Genomic DNA, 25,017 nt, shown 5'->3' with positions numbered 1-25,017 from the left:
ACCTCCCTTTTGGATTCACAGCTATATGATGTACAACAGGTGCCCCTGTAAATACCTGAATTGGGGGCAGCATTGCGCTGCCCGTTAATTCACCGGCCAAGCTGACCAAATGGTCGTTACCCTTTGACCGCGCCGAGCGTCATGCCTTTTACGAAATACCGCTGCAGGAACGGATAGACGAACAAGATTGGAACGGTAACGACGATCGTGATCGCCATGCGGACCGATTCCGGCGAGATGCTCGACATAACCTGCGTCATGTTCGAGTTCCGGTAGTCGCTGTTGCCGGTGGTCGTGCTCTGCAGCACTTTCATCAATTCGAATTGCAGCGTCGTCAAGTGATCCGCCCTTGCATTGTACAGCCATGTATCGAACCAGGAGTTCCATTGGCCGACCGCCAGGAAGAGCGCAATCGTCGCCAACGCCGGTTTTGCCATCGGCAGAATGACCCGCCAGTAAATCGTGAAGTCGTTCGCCCCGTCAAGCTTGGCGGATTCCTGCAAGGCGTACGGAATGCCGTCCATGAACGAGCGAATGATGAAGACGTTGAACGCCGATACCATGCCTGGAAGAACGTAGACCGCGAAGGTGCCGATCATGTTCAGATCCTTGATGAGCAGGTACGTCGGAATCAGGCCGCCTGAGATGTACATCGTCAAGGCGAGAAACACCGAGACGAAACGGCGGGCCTGGAAGTCGGGACGCGATAGCGTGTAGGCCAGCATCGAAGCGCTGATCAAGCCGAGCACGGTGCCGACGATCGTGCGGAGAATGGATATTTTGAAGCCTTGAATCAAGCCCTCGTACCCGAAAATAATGCTGTAGTTCTGAAGCGTGAATTCCCGCGGGAAAATCGTGATGCCGCCGCGCACGCTGTCGGTCGAATCGTTGAGCGACAGCGCGAGCACGTTCAGGAATGGATAGAGCGTCACGATCGTCACCAGCAGGACGAAGCCGTAGACGAAAATATCGAATATGCGGTCAGATATAGGCGCGCCTTTGCGCATCGTTTTCGTTGCCATGAGGCACCTCCTACATGATGCTTTCTTTGGTGATTCGTTTGAAAATGCCGTTGGCCGTGAACAACAGAATGATGCTGACGACCGAGTTGAACATGTTGATCGCGGTACCGAACGAGAAGTTGCTCATCTGCAAGCCGTATTGCAAGGCGTACAGGTCAAGTACTTGCGAGTAATCGGTGACCAGGTTATTCGAGAGCAGCATCTGTTTCTCGAAGCCGATGCTCACGAGATGGCCGATGGACATGATGAGCAAAATGATAATCGTCGAGCGGATGCCCGGAATCGTAATATGCCAGATTTGGCGAAGTCGGCTTGCGCCGTCGACTCTAGCGGCTTCGTACAGCTCGCCGCTGATGCCGGCGATCGCGGCCAGGTAGATGATCGTGTTCCAACCCGTTTCCTTCCATACATCGGCAGCGGTGACGATACTCCAGAAGTAGGACCCCTTGGCCATGAACTGTATCGGCTGATCGATAATGCCGATCCACATCAGGAAGTCGTTGACCGCGCCGTGATCGGCGGACAGCATCTTCGTGACGATGCCGGCGACGACGACCCAGGATACAAAGTGAGGCAAGTACGATATGGTCTGCGCGAAACGCTTGAACGCCATCAGGCGGACTTCATTAAGCAGAATCGCGAATATGATCGGGATCGTAAAACCTGCGATCAGCCCCATGAAGCTCATGGCCAACGTATTCCTCAGCACCAGATAGAACTGGTCGTCCGCGAACAATCGCGCGAACTGATCGAATCCGACCCACTTCTGGTCGACGATGCGTTCCCAGAACGATTTGTTCGGCATCGGTCTGTACTTCTGGAATGCCATCGTCCAGCCCCATAGCGGCAAGTAGCTGAAGATGAATACCCAGATAACGAACGGAATCGACATCATATACAAATATTTTTGCTGCAGGAAAATCCGCCAAAACCGGGATGTCTCGCGGCGCCCTCTCTCCTTGGGCTTCTGTTGTGTTACCGCTTCCATTGGTACCCCTCCTTGCTGTATGTCCTTATTGTAACGAAGCGGCGGCGACGGAAGTACCCCAAGGATTTTCTACAAAATCATATAAAAATTCTACTCCGCCCCCCAGAAAATAGAGAAGGCGCCCGGCTTAGGCCGAGCGCGCTGTCGAATGTTCACTTTTTTTTGTAGGCGGATGGCGATTCGCCGACATATTTGCGGAATTTACTGTGAAAATAGTCGACGTTCGTGTAGCCGACCTTCTCCGCGACTTGATACACTTTCATCCCTTGATCCAGAAAGCTCTTCGCTTTCTCGATGCGGACCTTGTCCAGATAACTATTGAAATACTCGCCCGTCGTCGTCTTGAACAGTTTTCCCAAGTACGCGCTGTTGTATCCAAGCACGTCCGCCAGCATCTCCAGCTTGAGCGGCTGCTGGTAATTGCGTTGAATGAGATCGATCATCTTCATGATCTGCCTGTCCGTCCCGCCGGCATCCAGTCCTTCCATGGCGCGGACGAGCAGCGCCTGCACGCTCTCGATCAGCGACTGGTAGGTATGCGGCTTGTACAGCCCGATAATGCCGCCGGACAGCTCGTGACGCCTCTCTTGCAGTTCTTGGCGGTGCAGCGTTAGTTTCCCGATAGCGCCCGTGATCAGCTGCACCATCCCCGTCTTGATCTCTTGCTCCGAGAAGTTCGCGCGCAGCATCGCTTCGCCCGCTACGGCGGCCAGCTGCTTCGCGGCCTCCATGTTGCCGATATCCAGCGTCAAATACAGCTTCTCCGCGATCGAATCCGGGTCGAACGGGTCGTGCTCGTCCGCTTCGTCCGCCAGCTTGTGATCGATCGGCTCCGTCTGTTCCCCGATGATGCGGCCTTCTTCATAGAAGAAACGCAGGTTCATGAGCCGCACGGCCGTCGCATGGGCGCGCACCAGATCGGTCAGCCGCTCTTCCGCGCCCCCCGAGACGACGGTGAAGCGCAGCTCGCGTTCGGCCGCGATATTCGCGATATCCCGGTATACGCGGGCGCTCTGGTATTCGCTCTGCAGCGGCTCCCGAAGCAGCAATCCGATATACGGTTCCGCGTAAAAGACGACTCCCCGCCCCGCTTCCTCGAACGACGTCACGAAACGCCGTTTCATGTAAGCGAATACGCCGGAGTCCAGATCCTGCTCCGCGTGCAGCCGCACGAGCAGCAGCTCATAAGACGGCCAGACTAACCCGGACTCCCGCGCGGCCTCCTCCAGACTATCCGCGGCATCTTCCGGATATGCGCCTTCTAGACACGTCTGAATGAGCCGTTCGCGGTTCCATTCGCTCATCGCCGAATGACGGCGGTTCGCCGCGGCTTCGGCGTCCAGCACCTTCTTGAGCCTATCCAAATACCCGGTCAGCTCGTCCTCGTCCACCGGCTTGAGCAAGTAGCCGTCGATCTGGTATTGGATGGCTTTCTTGGCGTAATCGAAGTCGGCGTACCCGCTCAAAATCAGAATATGGAGATGTTCGTTCTTCTCTCGCAGATGACCGATCAGCGTCAAGCCGTCCATGCCCGGCATCCGGATGTCGACGATCATCAAGTCCGGGTTCAGCCGCTCCTGCTTTTCCAGCGCTTCCCTTCCGTTCCCGGCTGTATCCGCGACCTGGTAACCCAATTCCCCCCAGTCGATCAGCGTTCGAAGTCCTTCCCGTATCATCGGCTCGTCGTCGACAAGCAGCACGTTATACATGTGATCGCCCTCCTAGCGGAATGTGAAACCGGATTTGCGTCCCTTCGCCGGGCACGCTGTAGATGTTGAGGCCATGCTCCGCGCCGTAGGTCAGGAGCAGCCTCATATGAACGTTGCGCAGCCCGATCCGGTTGCGCTCGTCGTCGTCTTGCTCGTTCAGCGATTGCATGACGATCGCGGCCCGCTCATCCGTCATGCCGGTGCCGTTGTCCATGACCTCGATATGCACCTCCTGCCCGACCACGCTAGCTTTGACCCGAACGAGGCCGCCTTCCTCCTTGCTCTCGAGCCCGTGCACGACGGCGTTCTCGACGAGCGGCTGGATAATGAGCGGCGGGATGAACGTTTCCTCCGCGGCCGCATCGATGAGCAGCTCGAATTGAAGACGGTCGCCGTGCCGGAATTTCTGGATCTCCAGATAACAGCGCACGATATCCATCTCGCTGCGCATCGGAATGCTGCGGTTGCCGACCTCCAGGTTTTTGCGCATCATTTTGCCGAGCAGCCGCACGACCTTCGCGATTTCCGTCTCCCCTTTGATGTGGGCCTTCATGCGGATCGACTCCAGCGCATTGAACAGAAAATGCGGGTTGATTTGGCTGGCCATCATTTTGAACTTGATCTCGTTCTGCTTCTGGGCGAGCTGCCGCTTCTGGTAGTTGGACTCCTCCACTTCGCTCATCAGCCCGTTTATGCTTGCAACCATGGAATTGAACTGTCTGGATAGCTGGCCGATCTCGTCCTTGCCGTCAATCTCCATCGCGATGCCCAGATTACCCGTCGCCACCTTGTTAATATGCTTGCTTAGGCGGAGCAACCGGTTAGACAGCAGGGTCGAGAACCCGTAGATGAGCAGCGTCGCGACGGCCAAACTGATCGAGATGACCGTGACGGCCAGCCGGATCGTCCGGTTCGCTTCCTTCACGATCTGGTCGATCGAGAAGATCGATATAATGCGAAGTTCGTTCATGCTGGATTTCGGCCGGAGATCGTCGACCATGATTTGCAGTTTGTTGCCGTCCATGACGGTCTCGAACGTCCCCGTCTCGCCGCCGATGATCGAGGGATCGAATTGCAGTTCCTCCAATGTCTTGCCCAGCTTGCCGGACCGGTTCGACGCGACGACCTGATTGCTGCTGTCCACGATCATCGTCTCGAACGACTCTTGGGCCAAGATGGAGGCCATCATCTCCGAATTGACGTTGATGACGAGCACGCCGGTCGTATTTTGGTTCGGGAAATCGACGCGCCGCACCAGGCTTAAATATTTCTTACCGTCCCGTTCGTCTTCGACATAGCTCCAATCGACGAGACTGCTTTTGATGGCGCTTTGGTACCAAGGCGCTTCCACGATGTTCGGGGTCGGCTGGATGAACTCCCAGTTGTTCAACAGCGTCGGGTTGTCCACGTACAACCGGATCGCGGCGAGCTCTTCGTATAAGCGCAGATTATCCCGAAAATCCGGGTATTCCTTGTAGGCTTTGACGACGTCGTACACGGAGTCGTACCGCCGATTCGCGACCGTCTCCAGCCGGGTGTCGTTGGCCAGCCGATACGCCGTGTCGTACGAAATACTGACGACGTCGCTCGTCCGCTTCTTGACCCGCTCGACGTTCGTCACGGTCTGCTCCCTCGCGTTGCCGAGCGCCATGGAACGCAGCTCGCTCGTCAAGAAGTACCCGATAATGAGTACCGGGATGAACACGACTACAATAAACGACAAAAACAGCTTATGGCGAAGCTTCATATCGTTGACGATCCGGATGATCGATGTATACAAGCTCGCAACCCCCTGCGTTGAGATCCGTGATGAAAGCCTTACCCGCTTCAAGTGTGGGCATTCCGGCTTAGGCGTAATCCTATTTTACGACGGAAAGCGTTTTCGAATTTCGCCTTTGGAGCCCCTCTAAACGCCTACCTTTCATTGTAAGCCACATTTTTGCATAAAAACATGAGGAAATTCGATCTATTTTCATACGGTAATCAGTGGGCGGCGTCAAAAAGAGTTAGGGATGCCGGGGCGACGGTCTGTGCCGTCGATTCGGGCTGCATCGCGCGACAAAAGCCGCGCGGGCAAGCCCGGCGGCTTTTGTCTAAAGTTTCTGGCGGTAACGTCGTCGCGTTGTAACGTACCCGTTAGTTTTTCGGCAGCAGCACCGTGAACGGATCGGCTTTCGCGCGGCCGTCCTGGATGGCGGCCGGGTCCGGGATGAGTTTGCCGTCCTTTATCTCGAATGGAAGGTTAAAAGGTTGGCTATTCTCATCGTTCAACAGGATGTATCCGGTTATTACATATGCACCGTCGTTCAGTAGAAGTTCAGCTTGCCCTTCCAGGAAAGGCAGCAGCATCTTCGACGAGGAACCGTGAGGCTGGACGATCAGCGCCAATCCATTCGCGGCCGTACCGTCGGTCCATTGCGCCCTGACCGGTATCGGCGACGTAGGCACGAGAAGCTGAAGAGCCATTGGATCCGTCACTCGGCCGCCGCTGACGACGAGCGTCCGCATGACGGGCACGTACGCATCCCCGTTCTGCAACTTGGCGATGGTATAGGTGCCATCCCCCAATTGGCCGGCGAACAGACCGTTCACGACGCTCAGCTCGATGATTTGATTCTTTGGCGAGGACGAAGTGAGGAACAGCTCGCCTTCCCATGGCGTTCCATCGGCGGCGAACGCGCCCCCGATCGCGTTCGCGACCGGTGCGATCGTCAGCTCGCGGTCCGCTTTGCCGGCTTTCACCTCAAACGTAAAGTCGACCTTCAGACTCGTTTTTCCGATTGCGTAGGATTCGGCTTTATACGTGCCGTCGGTTAATTGCTGGTTAAACACGCCATGCTGCACGCGAATCTGGACGAGCTTGCCCGCCGCTTCCTTCAGCGACAGCACGCCGTCCGGCAGCGACTCGCCAGCAGCGCCTTGAACCTTGCCGCTTATCGTTGCCGCGATCACGAGCGCCAGCGGTTGACCTGCTCCCTCCTGCGGAATCGTGAACGGCACGTTCAGCGAATAATCGACGTTCTCGGCCGAATCCGCGTAACTTTCCACGATGTATTCGCCGGCCGGCAGACTAAAGGCGAACGCCCCGTTCGCTTTGACCGGTATTTCATAGGTCATTCCGTTCTCGTCCGTCGTCTTGATCCGCAGCTTGCCCGCGCCCGCCGCTTCTCCGCCGGCCGTCTTGACCGTTCCTTGTTGGACCGAATCCTTGGACAGGACGATCGGCTTCTCCTTCGGCTTGCCGCCTTGAATCACGAGCGGTCGGCCGAGCTCCACAACGCGATTGCTCGCCGTATCGTAGTAGCCCTGAATCGTGTACGAACCGTCAGGCAAATAAGCGCCGAACTTGTTGTTGCGGACCTCGATGTAATGCAGCTCTTGGGTTGAATCGTTCAGCACGTACAGCTGCACGCGCGTGTACCACTCTTGATCGGATTGTAGGGAGCCTTCGACGTTAGCCGCTTCTTCTACAAAAGGAAGCCATCCGGCAGGGAACGATCCGGTTTGAGGTTGTCCGTTCTTAACGGTAAATCCATCGGTCAACGTCGTGAATTTGCCCGGCCCCCAGTCCTGGTAGCCGACCAAACGGTATTCTCCGTCCGGCAAATCGATGGCAAACTGTCCGTTAATGACGGGAGTCGAGTAGGTCTTGTTAACCGCGCCAGTGCTTCTAATTTGAAGGTATGCGCTCGTAATCCGACTCCCTGTATGATTCTGAACCAGGCTTCCTTTTACTTTCCCTTCGGGAATCGTCACATTGGGCGTTGCACCGCCTTTGACGGTGAACGACACGGATAACGCAATGTTCTCATAGTAATTATGCGAGTATCCGGTTACCTCGTAATCACCGTCAGGCAAATAAAGATGGAATTGGCCGTCGAGTACCTGTGCGTGGTAGGTGCTGTTAGGATCTGCCTTCGACTTAATGACCACGCTTTTAACCAGCGGCTTAAAGATGTCGCCCGACAACGTACCCGTCACGTTCGATTCCGGTAGCGGAATGGACATGTCCGGCTTCGCGGCTTTTCCGTTCTTGATCACGACTCGCTCCTGCAGCGTCCTCAAGCCACTAGTCTCATCGTAATAGACAAGGGCGTACTCGCCATCCGAAAGGAAAGCCTCGAACTTACCTTCCACTACGCTCGCAGAGTAGGTTTCTCGCGCATTGACGTTCACAATGCTGAGGGTTCCGTTCTGACCGACGTCCGCTCCCGTGAACGTTGCCTTCAAGCTTGCGGTCGGCGCCGTTAGCGCAACGTTCTTCATGCCTGCGGTAATTTCGAGAGGCTCATTCAGGGCATAGAATCCGTAGTCCCCGCTGTATCCCTTCACGGTATATTGTCCAGTTTGAAGAGCCCCTTCCAGCTTGCCGTCCTTAAACGGAACGGTGAAGGTGCCGCCGTCGCCCTTACCGAGCAACAGACTGCCTTCGGCAACGATTCGCCCGCCATGCGATACGGTCGCGGAGAAATTCGACGCCGGAAGCTGCACGGTCGTGACGCCTTCGGCGATCTTGCCGTCTCGAACGAAGAACGCTCCGCCGATCGGCTGGCTATACGAGCCGTTGTCAAAAGCATAGAAGTTGTACGGTCCATCGGGCAGATGAAGCTTGAACGTTCCGTCAGCCCGAACGTTCGTCGTGAAGTACTGCCCGCCCCCGATACCTGAGCTGCGGATATCGATTAAGCCTTTCGCGACAGCCTTGCCGTCTGCTCCGAGCACCTTCCCGGATATATTGGCTCGGTTCAGATTAACCCACGCCGAGGCGGGGGGCTCCGCGCCTTCCTTAACGACAAAAGCACGTTCAGGCGCCGTATACCATTCGCCGTCAGACTCGAAACCGCCGACGCGGTAGATGCCTGCCGGCAAATACAATGCGAAGCGGCCATCCCGCACCGGAACCGAATAGAGGTTGCTGCTCCCTTCCTCCGCGATCAACGCTACCCCATCTACATCAGTCTGACCTGTCTCGCCGTCGAAACGGATGTCGCCGGTCACGTTGTAATTCGCGGCTGCATAGGCTTTCAGGTCGAGCCTGTCGGCCCTTTCCAGTTTGCCTCCGCGCACGCCGAAGTTCGCGAATAGATCGGTTTCGTCGTTTCCTTGGACAACCTTCACCGCGCGATAAGGACCATCTGGCAAATACAGTTTAAAATAGCCGTTCGACACGGCAGTCTCGATCTCATTACCCTTAACATCTTCCAGCACCAGCGTGCCGGATTCGATCGCGGCGCCGTCTTTGTTCTTCAGCGTGCCCTCGATGTTCGCCGTATTCGCGACGGTCAGCTGGGCAAGCGATGCAGCGGATGCCGAACCGCCCGTAACCGCGTACAGCCGGTACGTGCCAGCCTCCTCTGGCGCGGCGATGCGCGTCGCGACGCCGTTGCCTCTAAGCACGGTCTGCTTCGTACCCTCGACGAACTTTGTCGTGCCCGCTTCCGCGAACCAGACCGAGGTGCCATAAGGCGGCGCGCTCTTCAGCGTGATAGCCGTTCCGCCAAGAACCGTATTCGCCACTGCGTAGTATGAATCCGCCAGTCCGGTCGTTGGACTGCCTCCGCCAGAATTACCGCCTCCCGGATTGCCTCCGACGGGCGCCCCGCCGCCTCCTGCGGCGGGAGGAACTGGCGTCTGCGGCGTCGTGACGGCCGGTTTCTCCGTCTCTGCCGATTCCGGCTTGTCCGCCGGTTTTTCCTCCGCCTGAACCGTTCGCTTGCCAAGAGCCCGATCGAGGATAACGACGGCCTCGGCTCTCGTCGCCGGCTTCTGCAATCCGAATGAATCCGGCGTTTGACCCACCATAATGCCGGCTTTCAGGACGGCGCCTATCGCACCCTTGCTCCAACCCGGCGCGTTCGCGGCATCTTTAATCAGTGCCGGGGGATCTACCGGCTCAAGTTTGAGCAGCCTAGCGATCAACACGGCGAATTCTTGGCGCGTAATTGCCGCATCGGGCTGGAAATGCCCCTCCGCCGTACCTTGCAGAAAGCCTGCTTGAGCCGAGATCGAGACGGTTTCGGCATACCATATCCCAGGTCGAACGTCTTTGAAAGCAGCACCCGATTTTTCAGTGAACCCGAACGAAGCATTCACCAGTGCCGCAACCTCCGCGCGGGTTATCGTTCGATTCGGGAGCAATTCCCCTTCCGCGGTCCCTTTCAACCAGCCGTTGCCGGACCATTTGTCCAGCGTGCTCGCCGCCCAGTGGCCCTTTGTATCCACCGGTTTGCCATTCACTGCCGCATACCCGGACGTGACGGGCATAGCCAGGATCCATACAATTAATAATGTGGCAATTCGCTTCGATCTTACCAACTTCCGACGCTCCCCTCGACATTTCGACTATTTCTTCCCTCCTAGATGATACATAACGTATCCATATGTTTCCATGGTAGAATAGGTATTATTTATGTATTCATTCCGTAGCTGTCCGTAGGACTTAAAGCCTTATCCGCCGACTTGCTTGGCGGAATTTAGACATGGGACAAACAAAAACACCTCTCGAAAAACGGTTCTCGTCAAGAAGATCGTTTTTGAGAGGTGTTTTCTTAGAAGCCTTATTACCACATTGTCGTCTTACTTATTTCGGCAGCAGCACCGTGAACGGATCGGCTTTCGCGCGGCCGTCCAGGACGGCGGCCGGGTCCGGGATGAGTTTGCCGTCCTTGACCTTAAACGGAACTTTCAGATTGACGAGCGATTGCACACTCTCCAGCATGTAACCGGTAAAGACGTAATCGCCGTCGTTAAGCGTAAGCTTCGTCTGGCCCTTCTCGATAGGCAGGAACAGCGCCGCGTCCGAACCTTGCGGACTGACGATTAGTGCGACGCTCGGGAGCGCGGAGCCGTCGGCCCAAGTCGCCTGGACCGTATTCGTCGCGGTCGGCGCCTTCAGTTGAAGCACGGTGCGATCCGTAACCTTCCCGTCGCTGACGGTCAACGTCTTCATGATCGGAATGAACGAACTACTATCCTCTACCTTGCCGATCGTATAGGTGCCGTTCTCTAGCTGCCCGGCGAACAGTCCGTTGACTACGCTAATCTCTACGATCTGCTTGGTTGGCGATGTTTGGGTCAACACCAAATTGCCGTTGCCCCATGCCTTGCCATCCGCATAAGTTACGCTTCCGATCGCGTTCGCGACCGGCGTCAGCTTCAGCTCGCGGTCGGATTTGCCGCTGACGACCGTAAGGGAAACGCCTACTTTCAGCCGCGTTTTGCCGATCACGTACGAATCGATCGCGTAATTGCCGTCAGGCAACTCTTGCGCAAACTTTCCGCCGCGCACTTGGATATCGTGGCGCTTGCCGCCGCTTGCGGTTAATTCCAGCACTCCGTCAGGCAGCGGCTCGCTCCCGCTTCCCGCGACCGTGCCGGTAACGCCGACTGCCGCCGGCACCTCAGGCGTAGGATCCGTAGGTCCCGGCTCCGATGGAAACTTGCTCAGCGCGCGATCGAGCACGACGACGGTCTCTGCCCGGGTCGAAGTCGCGGTCAAATCGAAGGAATCTGACGCGCGGCCGATCATGACGCCGCTAGCCGCCATCGCGCCGACTGCCCCTTTGCTCCATGCCGGCGCTTTCGCCGTATCGAGATATTGGGCAGGCGGATCTTGCGGAGTCAACGCCAGCAGCCGCGTAAGGATAACGGCCAGCTCTTGACGCGTAACAGGCTCGTCCGGACGGAAATACCCGTCGGGCGTCCCTTGAAAATATCCAGCTTGGGCCGAAATCGAGATTGCGTCCGCATACCAGCGGCCGGGCTTCACGTCTTTGAAGACGGCTTCCGATTGGGTATTGAATCCGAACGAAGCATTAACCAGCGCGGCGACTTCCGCGCGGGTAATAGTCCGATTCGGCCATATTTTTCCTTCTCCGCTCCCCTTCAGCCAGCCGCTGGCAGACCATTTATTTAGTACCTGCTCAGCCCAATGCCCTTTCGTATCCACCGGAACTCCCGCTTCTTGAGCCAACCCGAGACTAGGGACGGACATAAGTCCTGCCATCAGGACAATTGCGATTCTTTTCGACTTCAACATGCTGTAAGACACTCCCCTCGCGACATTGCGACTATGTATTCTCAAACTATGATACATTCTGTAACATTGTTTTGCTATGGGTGTATTTTACTATTTCTTCGTTATTAGAGCTTCAAAGCAGGGATTACGAGCATTTCCAACACCGTGTTTCGGTAAAATTCGACTTTATTCATCGGCAGAACCAAACCTTGTAAACGCTGCTATTTATTCCATCTTGAATCAAAACTCCATCGCTCAACGTTACTTTCAGGTACCTAAGTGACTTTAAAGTGCGTACTGTTCAGTTTTCCTCCTTTGCCGCACAATGGCGTTACATGCAGTTCAAGAAAATCGCATGAAGGAGCGGATACCATGGAACCGAAAGAACAGCAGCGTCAAACGGCATTGGTCGTCGGCGCAAACGGCGTCATCGGACGGAATTTAATCGAACATTTGGAGGGACTGCCGGATTGGAACGTCATCGGAGTATCCCGCCGTGGCGGGGAAGCGCGAGGGAACACCCGCTACGTCGCGGCCGATCTGTTAGACGAGGAGGATACGCGCAACAAGCTCGGCGCGCTACCGGAAATTACGCATATTTTCTACGCCGCCTATCAAGATCGGCCGACCTGGGCGGAGTTGGTCGCGCCTAACCTAGCCATGCTGGTCAACGTCGTCAACGCGGTCGAGCCTGCTGCGCGGCATTTGAAGCATATTAGCCTCATGCAAGGTTATAAGGTATACGGCGCGCACCTCGGTCCGTTCAAAACGCCGGCCCGCGAAACGGATGCTTACCACATGCCGCCCGAATTCAACGTCGACCAACAGAAATTTCTGGAACGTCGGCAGCCGGGAAGCAGCTGGACTTGGTCGGCGATTCGGCCGTCGGTCGTCGGCGGAATCGCTTTGGGCAATCCGATGAATCTCGCGATGGTCATCGCCGTCTATGCGTCCATCTCCAAGGAACTCGGCATTCCGCTGCGTTTTCCAGGCAAGCGCGGCGCCTATCATAGCCTGATGGAGATGACGGACGCCGGACTGCTCGCCCGGGCCACCGTATGGGCCGCAACCGACGAACGCTGCGCCAATCAGGCGTTCAACATCGCCAACGGCGATTTGTTCCGGTGGGACGATATGTGGCCGAAGCTGGCCCGCTTCTTCGAGCTTGAGACGGCGCCGCCGCTAACCATGTCGCTCGCGACCGTCATGGCGGACAAGGAACCGCTGTGGAACCGCATGGTAGAGAAGCACGGCCTTGCGGCCAACAGCTTCAAGGATGTTTCCTCTTGGGCATTCGGGGACTTCGCCTTCTCGTGGGACTATGATTTCTTCGCGGACGGGACGAAGGCGCGCCGGTTCGGCTTTCATGAATTCATCGATACGGAAGCGATGTTCATCGATATTTTCACGGAAATGCGCCGAAGCAGATTGATTCCATAACTTTCCTATATGTCACGCCGAAAAGCCGGTCTCCTCACTCGGAGTACCGGCTCTTCACGTACCTTGCCATTGCCATTAACTGGGGTTACGTCTGCCTCCCGTCCTTAAGCGGACTGTTCAGGATATCGGCGTCCTGTCCGTATGTTCGTTCGATATGCGCATCGCCCCAGCGGCACATCGCGTGCAAAATGTCGCGCAGCGTCCATCCGTACGCTGTCAGTTCGTACTCGACCTTCGGCGGCACCTGATTATGAACGATCCGCGCGATGACGCTCGCCTCCTCCAGCTCGCGGAGCTGCTGGGTCAGCACCTTCTGGGATACCGCAGGCAGCAGACTCATCAGCTCGCCGTTGCGTTTGCGGCCGAACGTCAAGTGAAACAAAATAACGGGCTTCCATTTGCCGCCCATCACTTCCAGCGTCGCTTCCACCGCCGTGTGATACGTTTTCTTTGCAGACTCCACGCGCGCACCGCCTTCCTCGGTTGGCACTCCCGACAGCCTACGCGCCCGTATCTAGGCGCAAAGCCGTGCGACCTTCGATGTTATTTGACTTTCTCGATTTTGAACGTGAACGTCCACGTTGCCGTATTGCCCGAGTATCGACCGCGATTTTCCGTGACGGCGACGTCGACGGTTTTCGTGATCGTCTTGGTCAACGCGGACGCTTTAACCGAGACGCTGCCCGATCCGTCCTCCGGGATTTTATCCTGTTCTTGCGCCTCGCCCTTAAGCGTAATCGTATCCGTCGTTTTCAAAGTGAGCGTCCGCGAGCTGCCCTCCCCGATCGCTTTGCCGTTCACGTATCCCTCATACCGCCATTCGTTGCCAACGTGATTGTTCTCCGACAGCTCCGCGCTGACGAACGTGACTTTGACCTTGACGGTCTTCGCGGCCGCATCGAGCGGCTGCGTCATTAGCACGAATAAGAGCAGGAAATTGAACGCGATTTGGACGAACGACCTTCTTTGCATGGTTGTACCCTCCTGAAGATGGCCGATTTCGATTCGACTTCATATGCCTATTCCATATTTGCCGCCAATAGCCAAATTCCTCCTGTCTTCGCCGAAAATGTAAAACCGATCTCGCGTAATCCGCAGCCGACCTCCGGATTAGACGGACCGCAGCCATAGATGACGGATTCGGTCGTTCCCGCCGCCTTGGTCGTCAGTGACGACGGGAGCAGGCCGGCCAGATAGTACGCTTGCGACAACCAGCTTAAGAGGTTCGGATGGGCGTATTACAGGTGCCTGTCGTGTCGGTGGACAGTCCATCGCAGAACGAATAACCCTTGATTTTTTAGTACAATCGTATTAAATTAACCATATCCTTAATAAAGGAGTGGGTTTATGCGCATCTTCAAGAAGCGAATAAGTTGGAAGCGTCTTATACTCGCGATCATTCCCCTATTTCTTCTGCCTGCCAGCGGCTTTGTTTACGAATGGATCGCCTCCGAACGCGCGCAATCCGCCTACCCGATGCCGGGCAAGCTCGTGGATGCCGGCACTTTCCGCCTCCATATGAATATCTCCCGATCCGCGGGACCGACGATCATTTTCGAAGCCGGCAGCGGAGAAACAAGCTTAAGTTGGCGCAGTATCCCAAACGATCTTGCCCCTTATGCCACGGTAGTCAGCTATGACCGCGCGGGTTACGGTTGGAGTGAGCCTTCTCCTGATCCCCGTACAGGGGACAATATCGTACGCGAGCTCCATCATGCGCTTTCCCAAGCTGGGTTAACCGGTCCTTACATCCTTGTGGGCCACTCGCTTGGCGGCATGTACATGCGTTTATTCGCACAGTCGTACCCGGAGGAGACCGCCGCGCTTGTTCTAGTGGACGCGAGAGAAGAAAACAACGAACGGGAATCTCTGGCCGTGCTTACATCCGAGTCCATCCCGGAACAGCCCTCTCCATCCCTACTCACACTGTTGAAGCGGTCGGGGATTATGCGATTATTTCAAGACGAGCTGCTCGAGGGCTTCGTCCCGAAAGAAGATCGGGGCATCTTCATTAACATCGTAGCCACCTCCGCTTTTTTTAACGCTAAGGCAACCGAAGCCAATCTCGCTTCTCTTACCGAGAACGCGATCCGCGGCCAGTCGCTAGGTTCGATTCCCCTTAGGGTAATTGCCCGTGGTATCCCTGAAGACGGCCGGCAGTACGGATTATCTGAAGCGGCGGGCGCCGAGCTCGAACTAATTTGGCAGAACGGACAACGCAGGCAGCTCGCCTTGTCCTCTGACTCGCGTCTCATCATCGCGGAGAAGAGCGGCCACGACGTTATGCGAACCGAGCCCAAGCTCATCGTAGACGTGATCAAATCGTTGTTTCCGTAAAGCAAAAAGACGGTTCTCTGCGCAGAGAACCGTCTCTTCCTCAACTTGCTATTCGTTGCCTACAAAATCGGCGACAGCAGCCGCGTGAACGATTCCCGGAAGCGCTGCAGCCGCGATCGGGCCGCGTAGCCCTCGGGGGTCAGTTCCCGGCAATTGTTCATGTCCTGCTCGAAAATCGCCTTCAGCTGTCCGGCGGCGCCGCTGTCGTATACAATCGCGTTCGCCTCGAAATTGAGCTTGAAGCTGCGGATGTCGACGTTGGCCGTGCCGACCGACGCGATTTTGCCGTCGACGACGATCGTCTTGGCATGCAGGAAGCCCTTCGTGTACAGCATGCACCGTCCGCCCGCGTCCAACACGTCGCCGAGGTACGAATACGATGCCCAGTACACCATTTTGTGATCCGGTACGGCGGGCAGCATCAAGATGACCTCGACCCCCGACAGCGCCGCCAAGCGGATCGCCGTCAGCACGCTCTCGTCGGGAATGAAATACGGCGTCTGGATGTAGATGTATTCCTTGGCGGAATGAATCATCTTGATGTAGGCGTTCTTGATCTGCTCGGCCGTGTTATTCGGACCGCTCGAGACGATCTGGACGCCGACCTGCCCCTCGCTCTCGACGACGGGGAAGTAGCCGGGGTTCTCCGGGATCGCCGTCACGGAAGCGAGGTTCCAATCCAGCAGAAACTGCGCTTGCATCTGCAGCACGGAGCTGCCTCTCAACCGCAGGTGCGTATCGCGCCAATAGCCGAACCGTTTGTCCAGCCCCAAGTATTCGTCGCCGATGTTGAACCCGCCGATATACCCGACCGCGCCGTCGATGATCGCCAGCTTGCGGTGATTGCGGTAATTGACGCGGAAGTTCAAATACGGAATTTTCGAAGGGAAGAACGATGCGGCATGCCCGCCCGCCTGGATCAGATCGCTGAAATACGCGCCGCGCAGACGCGAACTGCCGATATGGTCATACAGAAACCGCACCTCGACGCCTGCCTTCGCCCGCTCGACCAGCGCCGACATGAGCCGTCTGCCGATCTCGTCGTCCTTCACGATGTAGTACATCAAGTGAATATGCAGCTTGGCGCTCGCGATATCGCGGATGAGCGCATCGAATTTGTCGTGCCCGTCCGTATAGATCTCCACTTCGTTATCCTGCGTATACAGAGCGAAGCCGCTCGATAAGTTCATATAGATCAAATTGCTGTACGGCACCATCGCCGGATCGTGGAACTGGATATCGTTGTGCAGGTAAGCCCGCCGCTGGCCTTCGATGATCGCCTTGATCACGAGGCTTGTCTCCCGGCTGATCTTGTACAGCTTCACCTTGCTTAAATTCTGGCCGAACACCAGATACAGGATAAAGCCGATGACCGGGATGAACAGCAGGACCATCAGCCATGCCCAAGTGACGCCGACGTTGCGGCGCTCAAGAAAAATGACGGCGGCCGCCAACAGTAGGTTGAAGAGCAGCACCACCGTCGTAAAATGATTGTATAACCACCATAACATGCGCCTCATGGCACCTCGATTCCGACTCGGATGAGACCACTATAGCGCATTTACCCAATCGTTGGCAAAATTTGCGCGGGACTAACGGGCTAGCCAGCCGCCGTCCACGTTCAGCACGTGGCCGTTCATATAATCCGACGCAGCGGAAGCCAGGAACACGACAGGCCCCTTCATATCGTCCGGCGTACCCCATCGTGCGGCGGGAATCCGGTCGGTAATCGACTTATAACGATTCTCGTCCGCCAGAATCGGCGCCGTGTTGTTCGTCGTCATATATCCAGGGGCGATCGCGTTGATCTGCACGCCGCGTCCGGCCCACTCGTTGGCCAGCGCCTTCGTGATGCCCGCGACGCCGTGTTTGCTCGCCGTATAGCCCGGCACGTTGATGCCGCCTTGATAGGTGAGCATCGAGGCGACGCTGATGATTTTGCCGCTGCCGCGCTCCAGCATCCCGCGCCCGACCAGCTGGGAGAGGAAGAACACCGAATCCAGGTTGAGCGACACGACGTCGTGCCAATCCTGCCACGAATGCTCCGCCGCCGGCGTCCGGCGAATAATGCCCGCGTTGTTTACGAGAATATCGATACCGCCGTAAAATTCCGTCGCTTGCGCGACGACGCCCGCAAGCAGCGATTCTTGGCTCAAATCCGCCGCGATCAGCTCCGCCTTGCGGCCCAGCTCGCGCACGAGCCGCACCGTCTCCCGCGCTTCCGACGACGACACCGCGATAATGTCCGCGCCCGCTTCCGCCAGACCGATCGCCATCGCCTGGCCGAGTCCGCCCGATGCGCCCGTCACGAGCGCCCGCTTGCCGGTAAGATCAAATAAACTCATCCTATTGCCCTCCCGCGTCTCCATGTTCAATCTTCACTTCGATCCCGGCTTCGCGGAACCGCGCCGCCGTCTCCGACGGACAGCCCGCATCCGTCAAGATCGCGTCGACATCGCCGAGCGAGGCGAACGTCCGCAGGGCGCTTTGTCCCAACTTATGGTGGTCGATGACGCCGTACACCCGTTCGCTCGATTCGATAATCGCGCGTTTGTAATCGATTAGATCATTCGTATAGACCGTGAAGCCGTATTGCAAATGAACGCCCGTCGCGGCGATGAACGCCTTGCGTATGTTCAGCCCCCGAATATAAGCGGCCGCCTCCGGACCCGCCAGCATGTTGCGCACCCGGTAGCCCCCGGGCACGACGAGCCGGACCTCGTCCTTTCGCAGCAGTTCGGCGATGATGTTCAGATCGTTCGTGACGACCGTGATCGGCGCGTTGTCCAACCGCTTGGCGATCTCGAGCGTCGTGCTGCCCCCGTCGAGCGCGATAATGTCGCCCGGCTCGATGTAGGACAACGCCAGCTCCGCGATCGCGGCTTTCTCGCCCTGATGCTTGGCGATCGCGCCCTTCGCCGAGAGAATGCCCAGCTGATCGCCCTGCGCGAGCATCGCCCCGCCGTGGACGCGCAGCAGCAACCCCTGCTCCTCCAGCTTCGCCAAATCCTCGCGGATCGTCTTGCCGGTGACGCCGAGCCGGTCGCTCAGCTCGTTCACGGTCACTTCCTTCTGCTCCAGAAGCGCCTCCATGATCATTTCATGCCGCCTTAGGGCGTTCATCTGCCATCATCCGTTCTGCCTGAATTTCCTCTTATCTTAAGTCCTGCATCGCCACGGCGTCCATATCCTCGAAAATCTGGTTCTCGCCGGCCATGCCCCAAATGAACGTGTAGTTGTTCGTGCCGACGCCGCTGTGGATCGACCAGCTCGGCGAGATGACCGCCTGTTCGTTGCGCACGACCAGATGGCGCGTCTCCTGCGGCTCGCCCATGTAATGGAAGACGACGCCGTCCTGCGGCATATCGAAGTACAGATACACTTCCGAGCGACGGTTATGCGTGTGGCACGGCATCGTGTTCCACATATTGCCCGGCTTCAGCAGCGTCATGCCCATGACGAGCTGACAGCTTTGCACGCCGCCGGTATGGATGTAGCGGTAGATCGTGCGTTCGTTGGAGTTCTGAATGCTGCCCAAGTGGTTCGGCGATGCTTCGCTGATCGCGATGCGCGTCGTCGGATACGTCTTGTGGGCCGGCGCGGAGTTCAGATAGAATTTGGCCGGCGCGTTCGCGTCGTCGCTCGCGAAGACGACTTCCTGCGAACCGAGTCCGATGTACAGGCCGTCCTTGGAGTCCATGTCGTACACCGTGCCGTCAACGGTCACCGTGCCTTTGCCGCCGATGTTGATGATGCCGATCTCGCGGCGCTCCAGGAAGAACGCGGAGCCCATCTCCTTCTTGTCGGCTTCCAGCGCGACTTTCGCGTTCACCGGCACGACGCCGCCGACGATGAAACGGTCGACGTGCGAATAGGTCAGCACGAGCTCATCCGTCTTGAACAACGATTCGATCAGAAATTCCTCGCGCAGCCTCGACGTATCGAAGCCCTTCACTTCATTCGGGTGGGACGCATAACGGATTTCCATGTCCAATCGCTCCTTTGAGGTTCATATAAGTTCATTTATGTTTAATTTAAACGAACGTGAACCAAATGGCAACGGTTATTTTTGTTCCTCCCCCTTCCCCCTCCGCTGAGGGGAACCAAAGGCCTTTGCCCTCTGGACTCTCTCTTCGTGCTGCCATAATTGTTCGCGGTCGGCGGGTTGCTTCGAGCTGGCACGCTTTTGTCCTCGCGGACAAAGCTTACGTTTAATCCACAACATTATCTGGTGTTGTAACACGCCTACACAACAAAAAAAGCATCCTCCTCGACCGGAAGATGCTTGCATCCTAGATATTCGATTAGAGATTCGGCGAAGAGAACGCCCGGTCGGCCGGCAGCCGCTCCAAAATAATGCCCACCGTCTCCTCGATCGCTTTGTTGGTCACGTCGATGATCTCGCAGCCGACCATGTTCATGATCCGATTCGCGTAGCGGAGCTCGTCCTCGACGCGCGCGGCCGTCGCGTAGACCGAGCCTTTCGGCAGACCGAGCGCCTTGAGCCGCTCCGTGCGGATCGACACGAGCTTATCGGGGTCCATCGTCAGGCCGACGACCAGGCCGTTCCTGCGCTTCAGCAGCTGCTCCGGCACCGGGATCTCGGGCACGAGCGGCCAGTTGGTCGCCCGGATGCCCTTGTGCGCCATATAAAGGCAGATCGGGGTCTTCGACGTGCGCGACACGCCGATAAGGACGACGTCGGCCAGCGTGATGCCGCGCAGATCTTTGCCGTCGTCGTAATGAACGGCGAACTCCATCGCCTCGATCTTCCGGTAATACTCGGCATCGAGCGATTGATTGAGCCCCGGAATCCGGTTCGGCGTATCCTCGAACGTATCGATGAACGCCTGCATCATCGGGCTCAGCACGTCGACGGCCCTAACTCCGCGCGCGCTCGTCTCCTCCCGCATCACGCCGTTCAGTTCCGGTTGCACGAGCGTATACGCGATCACGCCGCGGCACCGCGACGCTTCGTCCACGATCGCGCGCACCTCGTCCGCATGCTTGATATGGCCGTAACGCCTTAACTTGCCGCTCGTGAACGCGAATTGCCGCATCGCGGCCCGGACGACCGCCTCCGCGGTTTCGCCTACCGCATCCGAACAGATGAAGATTTGCTGATTGTCCCGCACTTCCGCCCTGCTCCTTTCCGTGTCAGACATCCGTCTCTACCATTTTTCGGAGGATCGCCGTCTTCGAAATCCAGCCGGCCACCTCGCGGCTCTCCGTTAGCACGGGCGCGCCGTCCAAGCCGTGCGCGAGCATCGTCCGTACCGCGGACCCTATGCTCTCATCCGGCGACAGCGCGGCCATGGCCGGCAGCCAGGACATCGCCATGCCGACCGGCATGGCGCCGGCCTGAGGGTTGCCTAAAGTAAGCTTCAGCAAGTCCTTCGCCGTCACGATGCCGATGAACCGTTTGTTCTCGTCGACGATGCAGATCGTATCGGCGTTCTCCAGAAACAGCGTCACGACCGCTTCGTGCACGGACAAAGCACTGGCTAGCAGGGTCGGCTTCTCCTGTACCTCTTTCACGCTCAAGGTGGTACAGGAGGGCTCCTGCGTCTCATAATCGGCCGCATCCCCGGTAAAGTAGCCGACTTTCGGTTTTGCGCTTAGCACATTAAGCATGACAAGCAAAGAAAGATCGGAGCGAATCGTAGCACGGCTGATGCCTAACTGCTCGGCAATTTGGTCGCCCGTAATGGGCGCCTGCTGGCGGACGAGCTGGACGATATCTCGCTGACGCGCTGTAAGTTCGATGTTCATACACCCCTCATGTCAGACATTAAACGCGTAGGCTTGCTATATAACCGTTAATGCGATTTACGCGAGCGAAAAACTTGGCTTAAGGAAAACGCAATTCATGTAAGCGCTGTCTCTGTTGCCCGGACGCTAGCCGGAGTTTGCTTCTTCCATTCTACCACGCGCATCCGCTGTCGAATATGATCGATTTATAGATAGGAATCATTTTCGTTTTTAAGAGATTCTAAAATTCGTCGATCCCCGGACGAAATGGCGCTGGCGCCGCGTATGTTAGGGCTAGGCGGAAGGATTCGAACTTGGCGGCCGTAAGCCGGATCGGGTACACTTAACGCAAGGAGTGAGCGCCGTGACGAGTAAGAAATTCACCTTGAGCGAAGCAAACGCGCTGTTGCCGCGTCTACAGGGAGAACTTGCGCGTCTGCAGCAGCTGACGAACACGTTCGAGGAAAGGGTTACCGAGCTAAAGAGAATGAAGAACGGGTACGCCCGGTCTTCGGAGCGGCTGTCCGACGATCCCGACCCGTTCTTCGAACTCGAGGGCGAGCTGGAATTCATGCGGATGGAAATCGAACTCGCGATCCAGAACTTCGAGCGTCAAGGCGTGCAGCTGAAAATGATTCACCCCGGCCTGCTCGACTTCCCCGGCGAAGTGGACGGCCGCGACGTGCTGCTCTGCTGGAAGGAAGGCGAGCGCAGCATTACGCATTACCACGGCTGGGACGAAGGCTTCGCCGGACGCAAGTCGCTCCCGGGGGCATAAGGGGTGCCTGCGAGCATACCAACGCGAAAGAACCTCCTATCGCGCCACGTGCGGAGCGATAGGGGGTTCTTCTGATTGCAAAGCGAATATCGGGATTAATCCAAGGAGATAATGCGGCCGGTCGCTTGCGACTCGAATGCCGCAAGAATGACTTTCAGCGATTTCAGTCCTTCTTCGCCGGAGATGCTTGGCGGCGTGTTCGTCGTGATCGACGTGATGAACGCGTCGATGACGCCGCTGGATTCTTGCTTGTCGTTCGTCGAGATCGCGCCGACTTTATACTTCTCGATCGTGCCGTCGCGGAGTTCCACGATGACTTGATCGTCCGGATGCGTGCCGATCTTCATGACGCCGTTCTCGCACCAGAGGACCGTGCTGTTGTCTTCGCCTTTGTAATACGTCCAGCTTGCGACGAGCGAGCCGATCGCGCCGCTCTTCATGCGAAGCAGGCAAGTCGCGTTATCGTCAACCTGCGTGCCGTCTTTGTGCAGCGTCCCGATGAAAGCGCCCACTTCGGACACTTCGTCGCTGAGCAGGTAGCGGATCAGGTCGGATTTGTGCACGCCAAGGTCGCCCATGGCGCCCATGATCGCGTCTTCTTTCTCGAAGAACCAGCTGTTGCGGCCGTCGACGCTCCAGCCTTCCGGACCCGGATGGCCGAACGACGTGCGGAACGTCAACACTTTGCCAAGTTTGCCGCTATCGAGAATTTCCTTCGCCTTCGCGTGCGGCGGCATCAGACGCTGATTGTGGCCGACCATGAGGAACACGCCGTTCTTCTTGGCGGCTTCGATCATCGCGAGCCCTTCTTCTTCCGTCGCCGCCATCGGCTTCTCGACGAGCACGTGCGCGCCAGCGTTCGCCGCGTCGATGGATACCGGCGCGTGAAGCGCGTTCGGCAAGTTGACGCTGACCGCGTCCGGCTTCACTTGAGCGAGCATTTCTTTATAATCCGTGAACGCAAGCGCCCCGTACTTGTCGGCATACGCTTGGGACCGCTCCGCAACGACGTCGACGAATGCGACGATCTCGACGTTCTCGTTGGCCGCGTACTCCGGAATATGACGGTATTTGGAAATCGAGCCGCAACCGATGACGGCCACTCTTACTTTACTCATGCGTGTTCATTCTCCTTCGTTCTATTAAGATAGGGCTCTTATACGAGCGCCAAATAATTCTGCTTTACCCAGTTCAAGCTGTTCGCGATGCTCGCAAGCGGCGGATTCTGGCAGTTGTCCTGTTCGACGATCAGCCATTCTACGCCGGCGTCGGAAGCCGCCTTGACGACCTCGCCCAGGTTCACTTCGCCTTGTCCGAGCTCAAGCGTAATCATGCCGCCGTTCTCGTCGCGCGCGAAATCCTTCAAGTGAAGCAGCGGCAGGCTGCCGGCGTACTTGTTGATATACGCAATCGGGTCTTGACCGGCGAATTTCACCCAGCAGACGTCCATTTCCACTTTAATCGATTCCGGCGCGGCCGCATAGATCGCGTCGAACACGAATTGGCCGTCGATGCTCTCGTGGAATTCGAAGTCGTGGTTATGGTAGCCGAATACGAGCCCTTGCTTCGTTACTTCCTCGGCCGCTTCCTTCCAGAACGCGATATTCTTCTTCCAATCCTCGAGGTTGCGCGCTTCTTCGCTCACCCACGGACAGATCATGTAGCCGGCGCCGATCGTCTTCAGATAATCGATTTGGCCCTGCAGGTCATTGCGCATCGCGTCGAGCGACACGTGCGCGCCGATCGCCTTCAGTCCGGTTTCTTCCAGAAGCGCCTTCATGTCGTCGGCGGACAAGTCGCCGTAGCCCGCGAATTCCACGCCCTCGTAGCCAAGCTCCGCGACTTTGCGCAGCGTTCCGGCGAAATCGGCAGCGGTTTCATTACGAAGCGTATACAGTTGTACGCCAATACCCATTTTTCTCATGCGTAAACACTCCCTTGAGCGGTGTTGTCTAATTCGATATAGCTTCATCTTAGCGCCCTTGGCGCGGGCTGACCATAAACGATATAATTGAAACATCGATTATTTGGCTATCATTTTGCATAGGAGGCCCCACACTTGTCATCCGTCGTCCTTACTTGCGGCTATTCATATCATACCCAGCGATTCCATGACCACTATAGCACCGGCTTGCCTTGTTACTTATTCCGGCTGCAAACCGAAGGCCGCTGCGAGGCCGACATCGCGGGACGCCGCGTGTCGCTCGAGGCCGGCGACCTGCTTATGCTCCCGCCCGGGACGGTCTACGGACTTCATGTCGGGGAGCAAAACGCGGCCGATGGCAGCATTGCGAGCGGCGATTACTACCTGTTGACGGTCAGCGAGTGGCTCGACGACTGGTGGGCGCGCGCCGGCAAACCGCTCATCGCCCGCATCGACCCCGACGAGAAGCTGCTCGGCCTCTGGCGCCTGATGATCGCGGAGAAGCGGCGCCAGACGGATGACGGCGGCGGGACGGGCAGCCCCGAACTTATCGACTATTTGCTTCGGACGCTATGTCTTTACCTGGAGCGGGCCGTCACGGAGACGGCCGCCCCGAGCGCGCCGCCGCCGTTCGCCGTCCTGCGGCTGAAGCGGTTCATCGAGGAGAACGCGACCGGCCGGTTCAAGATCGACGACGCCGCGCGCCACGCCGGGCTGTCGGTCTCCCGCGCCGTCCACTTGTTCAAGGAGCACGTCGGCCGCACGATGATGGATTACGCGACCGAGGTGCGGCTATCGGCGGCGCTCGAGCGGATGAAATATACGTCCTTCTCGCTCCATCAGATCGCGGAGAACTGCGGCTTCGGCGAATATTCGTATTTTCATAAAGTGTTCAAGCAGCGCTATGGCACGCCGCCAGGCGTATTCCGCAAGCGGTTCCGGGAGAACGAGAGCGGCACGAATTTGCTATAGCATAGGAGATTCGGCCGGATCGTTTAGCGTCGAAGTATGAGTGGTATGGATTTAACCTAGACTGATAACCAGCAGGACG

20 protein-coding genes are annotated in these 25,017 nt (G+C 57.2%); 4 read left to right on the top strand and 16 right to left on the bottom strand.

Annotated elements, in window-relative coordinates:
* Nucleotides 1-116: 116 nt before the first annotated feature.
* The 6 genes from BCM02_RS32595 to BCM02_RS32570 form a co-directional block, all read right to left on the bottom strand.
* The gene (locus BCM02_RS32595; protein ID WP_148933304.1) at nucleotides 117-1,022 is read right to left on the bottom strand and encodes a carbohydrate ABC transporter permease; all 906 of its coding nucleotides are present in this window, start codon (nucleotides 1,020-1,022) and stop codon (nucleotides 117-119) included.
* Between the two features lie 10 nt (nucleotides 1,023-1,032).
* Nucleotides 1,033-2,010 carry an ABC transporter permease gene (locus tag BCM02_RS32590; protein ID WP_148933303.1) on the bottom strand — a complete coding sequence of 326 codons (978 nt, stop codon included), beginning with the start codon at nucleotides 2,008-2,010 and terminating at the stop codon, nucleotides 1,033-1,035.
* Between the two features lie 152 nt (nucleotides 2,011-2,162).
* Nucleotides 2,163-3,719: a response regulator transcription factor gene (locus BCM02_RS32585; RefSeq protein WP_148933302.1), complete on the bottom strand. Its 1,557-nt coding sequence runs from the start codon at nucleotides 3,717-3,719 to the stop codon at nucleotides 2,163-2,165.
* On the bottom strand, nucleotides 3,712-5,499 hold the full coding sequence (locus BCM02_RS32580) for a sensor histidine kinase (protein WP_187434538.1): 1,788 nt from the start codon (nucleotides 5,497-5,499) through the stop codon (nucleotides 3,712-3,714). The genes BCM02_RS32585 and BCM02_RS32580 overlap by 8 nt, the downstream gene beginning before the upstream one ends.
* A gap of 356 nt (nucleotides 5,500-5,855) precedes the next feature.
* A complete protein-coding gene (locus tag BCM02_RS32575; RefSeq protein ID WP_148933301.1) occupies nucleotides 5,856-10,034 on the bottom strand; it encodes an S-layer homology domain-containing protein in 4,179 nt (1,392 codons plus the stop codon).
* A gap of 265 nt (nucleotides 10,035-10,299) precedes the next feature.
* Nucleotides 10,300-11,757 (bottom strand): S-layer homology domain-containing protein, encoded by a 1,458-nt coding sequence (locus BCM02_RS32570; RefSeq protein WP_187434537.1) that lies wholly within the window; start codon nucleotides 11,755-11,757, stop codon nucleotides 10,300-10,302.
* 351 nt (nucleotides 11,758-12,108) lie between these two features.
* Between BCM02_RS32570 and BCM02_RS32565 the strand changes: the two genes are divergently transcribed.
* Nucleotides 12,109-13,176 carry an SDR family oxidoreductase gene (locus BCM02_RS32565; protein WP_148933299.1) on the top strand — a complete coding sequence of 356 codons (1,068 nt, stop codon included), beginning with the start codon at nucleotides 12,109-12,111 and terminating at the stop codon, nucleotides 13,174-13,176.
* A gap of 85 nt (nucleotides 13,177-13,261) precedes the next feature.
* Here the strand turns inward: BCM02_RS32565 and BCM02_RS32560 are convergent, their stop codons facing one another.
* Both BCM02_RS32560 and BCM02_RS32555 read right to left on the bottom strand, forming a co-directional pair.
* Nucleotides 13,262-13,639 carry a winged helix-turn-helix transcriptional regulator gene (locus tag BCM02_RS32560; protein ID WP_246183659.1) on the bottom strand — a complete coding sequence of 126 codons (378 nt, stop codon included), beginning with the start codon at nucleotides 13,637-13,639 and terminating at the stop codon, nucleotides 13,262-13,264.
* Between the two features lie 80 nt (nucleotides 13,640-13,719).
* A complete protein-coding gene (locus tag BCM02_RS32555) occupies nucleotides 13,720-14,148 on the bottom strand; it encodes a hypothetical protein (RefSeq protein ID WP_148933298.1) in 429 nt (142 codons plus the stop codon).
* 375 nt (nucleotides 14,149-14,523) lie between these two features.
* On the opposite strand from BCM02_RS32555, the gene BCM02_RS32550 reads away from it, so the two are divergent.
* Nucleotides 14,524-15,513 (top strand): alpha/beta hydrolase, encoded by a 990-nt coding sequence (locus BCM02_RS32550; RefSeq protein ID WP_342791377.1) that lies wholly within the window; start codon nucleotides 14,524-14,526, stop codon nucleotides 15,511-15,513.
* Nucleotides 15,514-15,572: 59 nt separating this feature from the next.
* Here the strand turns inward: BCM02_RS32550 and cls are convergent, their stop codons facing one another.
* The 6 genes from cls to BCM02_RS32520 form a co-directional block, all read right to left on the bottom strand.
* Nucleotides 15,573-17,024 (bottom strand): cardiolipin synthase, encoded by a 1,452-nt coding sequence (gene cls, locus BCM02_RS32545; protein ID WP_148933297.1) that lies wholly within the window; start codon nucleotides 17,022-17,024, stop codon nucleotides 15,573-15,575.
* A gap of 81 nt (nucleotides 17,025-17,105) precedes the next feature.
* Nucleotides 17,106-17,858 carry a 2-dehydro-3-deoxy-D-gluconate 5-dehydrogenase KduD gene (kduD, locus tag BCM02_RS32540; RefSeq protein ID WP_148933296.1) on the bottom strand — a complete coding sequence of 251 codons (753 nt, stop codon included), beginning with the start codon at nucleotides 17,856-17,858 and terminating at the stop codon, nucleotides 17,106-17,108.
* 1 nt (nucleotide 17,859) lies between these two features.
* Nucleotides 17,860-18,636 (bottom strand): DeoR/GlpR family DNA-binding transcription regulator, encoded by a 777-nt coding sequence (locus tag BCM02_RS32535; protein ID WP_148933295.1) that lies wholly within the window; start codon nucleotides 18,634-18,636, stop codon nucleotides 17,860-17,862.
* 31 nt (nucleotides 18,637-18,667) lie between these two features.
* Nucleotides 18,668-19,501 carry a 5-dehydro-4-deoxy-D-glucuronate isomerase gene (gene kduI, locus BCM02_RS32530; protein ID WP_187434536.1) on the bottom strand — a complete coding sequence of 278 codons (834 nt, stop codon included), beginning with the start codon at nucleotides 19,499-19,501 and terminating at the stop codon, nucleotides 18,668-18,670.
* Nucleotides 19,502-19,817: 316 nt separating this feature from the next.
* Entirely contained in the window at nucleotides 19,818-20,648 is an 831-nt protein-coding gene (locus BCM02_RS32525; RefSeq protein WP_148933293.1) for a pyruvate, water dikinase regulatory protein, read from the bottom strand.
* Between the two features lie 22 nt (nucleotides 20,649-20,670).
* Nucleotides 20,671-21,285, bottom strand: a complete 615-nt coding sequence (locus tag BCM02_RS32520) for a CBS domain-containing protein (protein WP_148933292.1) — start codon at nucleotides 21,283-21,285, stop codon at nucleotides 20,671-20,673.
* 343 nt (nucleotides 21,286-21,628) lie between these two features.
* On the opposite strand from BCM02_RS32520, the gene BCM02_RS32515 reads away from it, so the two are divergent.
* Nucleotides 21,629-22,042: a DUF2203 domain-containing protein gene (locus BCM02_RS32515; protein ID WP_148933291.1), complete on the top strand. Its 414-nt coding sequence runs from the start codon at nucleotides 21,629-21,631 to the stop codon at nucleotides 22,040-22,042.
* Between the two features lie 95 nt (nucleotides 22,043-22,137).
* On the opposite strand, the gene BCM02_RS32510 is transcribed toward BCM02_RS32515, so the two are convergent.
* Together BCM02_RS32510 and BCM02_RS32505 are read right to left on the bottom strand one after the other, a co-directional pair.
* Entirely contained in the window at nucleotides 22,138-23,160 is a 1,023-nt protein-coding gene (locus BCM02_RS32510) for a Gfo/Idh/MocA family protein (RefSeq protein WP_148933290.1), read from the bottom strand.
* Nucleotides 23,161-23,198: 38 nt separating this feature from the next.
* The gene (locus BCM02_RS32505) at nucleotides 23,199-23,966 is read right to left on the bottom strand and encodes a sugar phosphate isomerase/epimerase family protein (RefSeq protein WP_148933289.1); all 768 of its coding nucleotides are present in this window, start codon (nucleotides 23,964-23,966) and stop codon (nucleotides 23,199-23,201) included.
* A gap of 135 nt (nucleotides 23,967-24,101) precedes the next feature.
* Here BCM02_RS32505 and BCM02_RS32500 point away from each other — a divergent pair, with 135 nt between their 5' ends.
* Nucleotides 24,102-24,938: an AraC family transcriptional regulator gene (locus BCM02_RS32500; protein ID WP_148933288.1), complete on the top strand. Its 837-nt coding sequence runs from the start codon at nucleotides 24,102-24,104 to the stop codon at nucleotides 24,936-24,938.
* Nucleotides 24,939-25,017: the final 79 nt, after the last annotated feature.

The organism is Paenibacillus methanolicus (assembly GCF_008124765.1).
Classification (GTDB): domain Bacteria; phylum Bacillota; class Bacilli; order Paenibacillales; family Paenibacillaceae; genus Paenibacillus_Z; species Paenibacillus_Z methanolicus.
The sequence above is the reverse complement of the archived record's forward strand: the minus strand, read 5'-3'. Positions and strand labels throughout refer to the sequence as shown.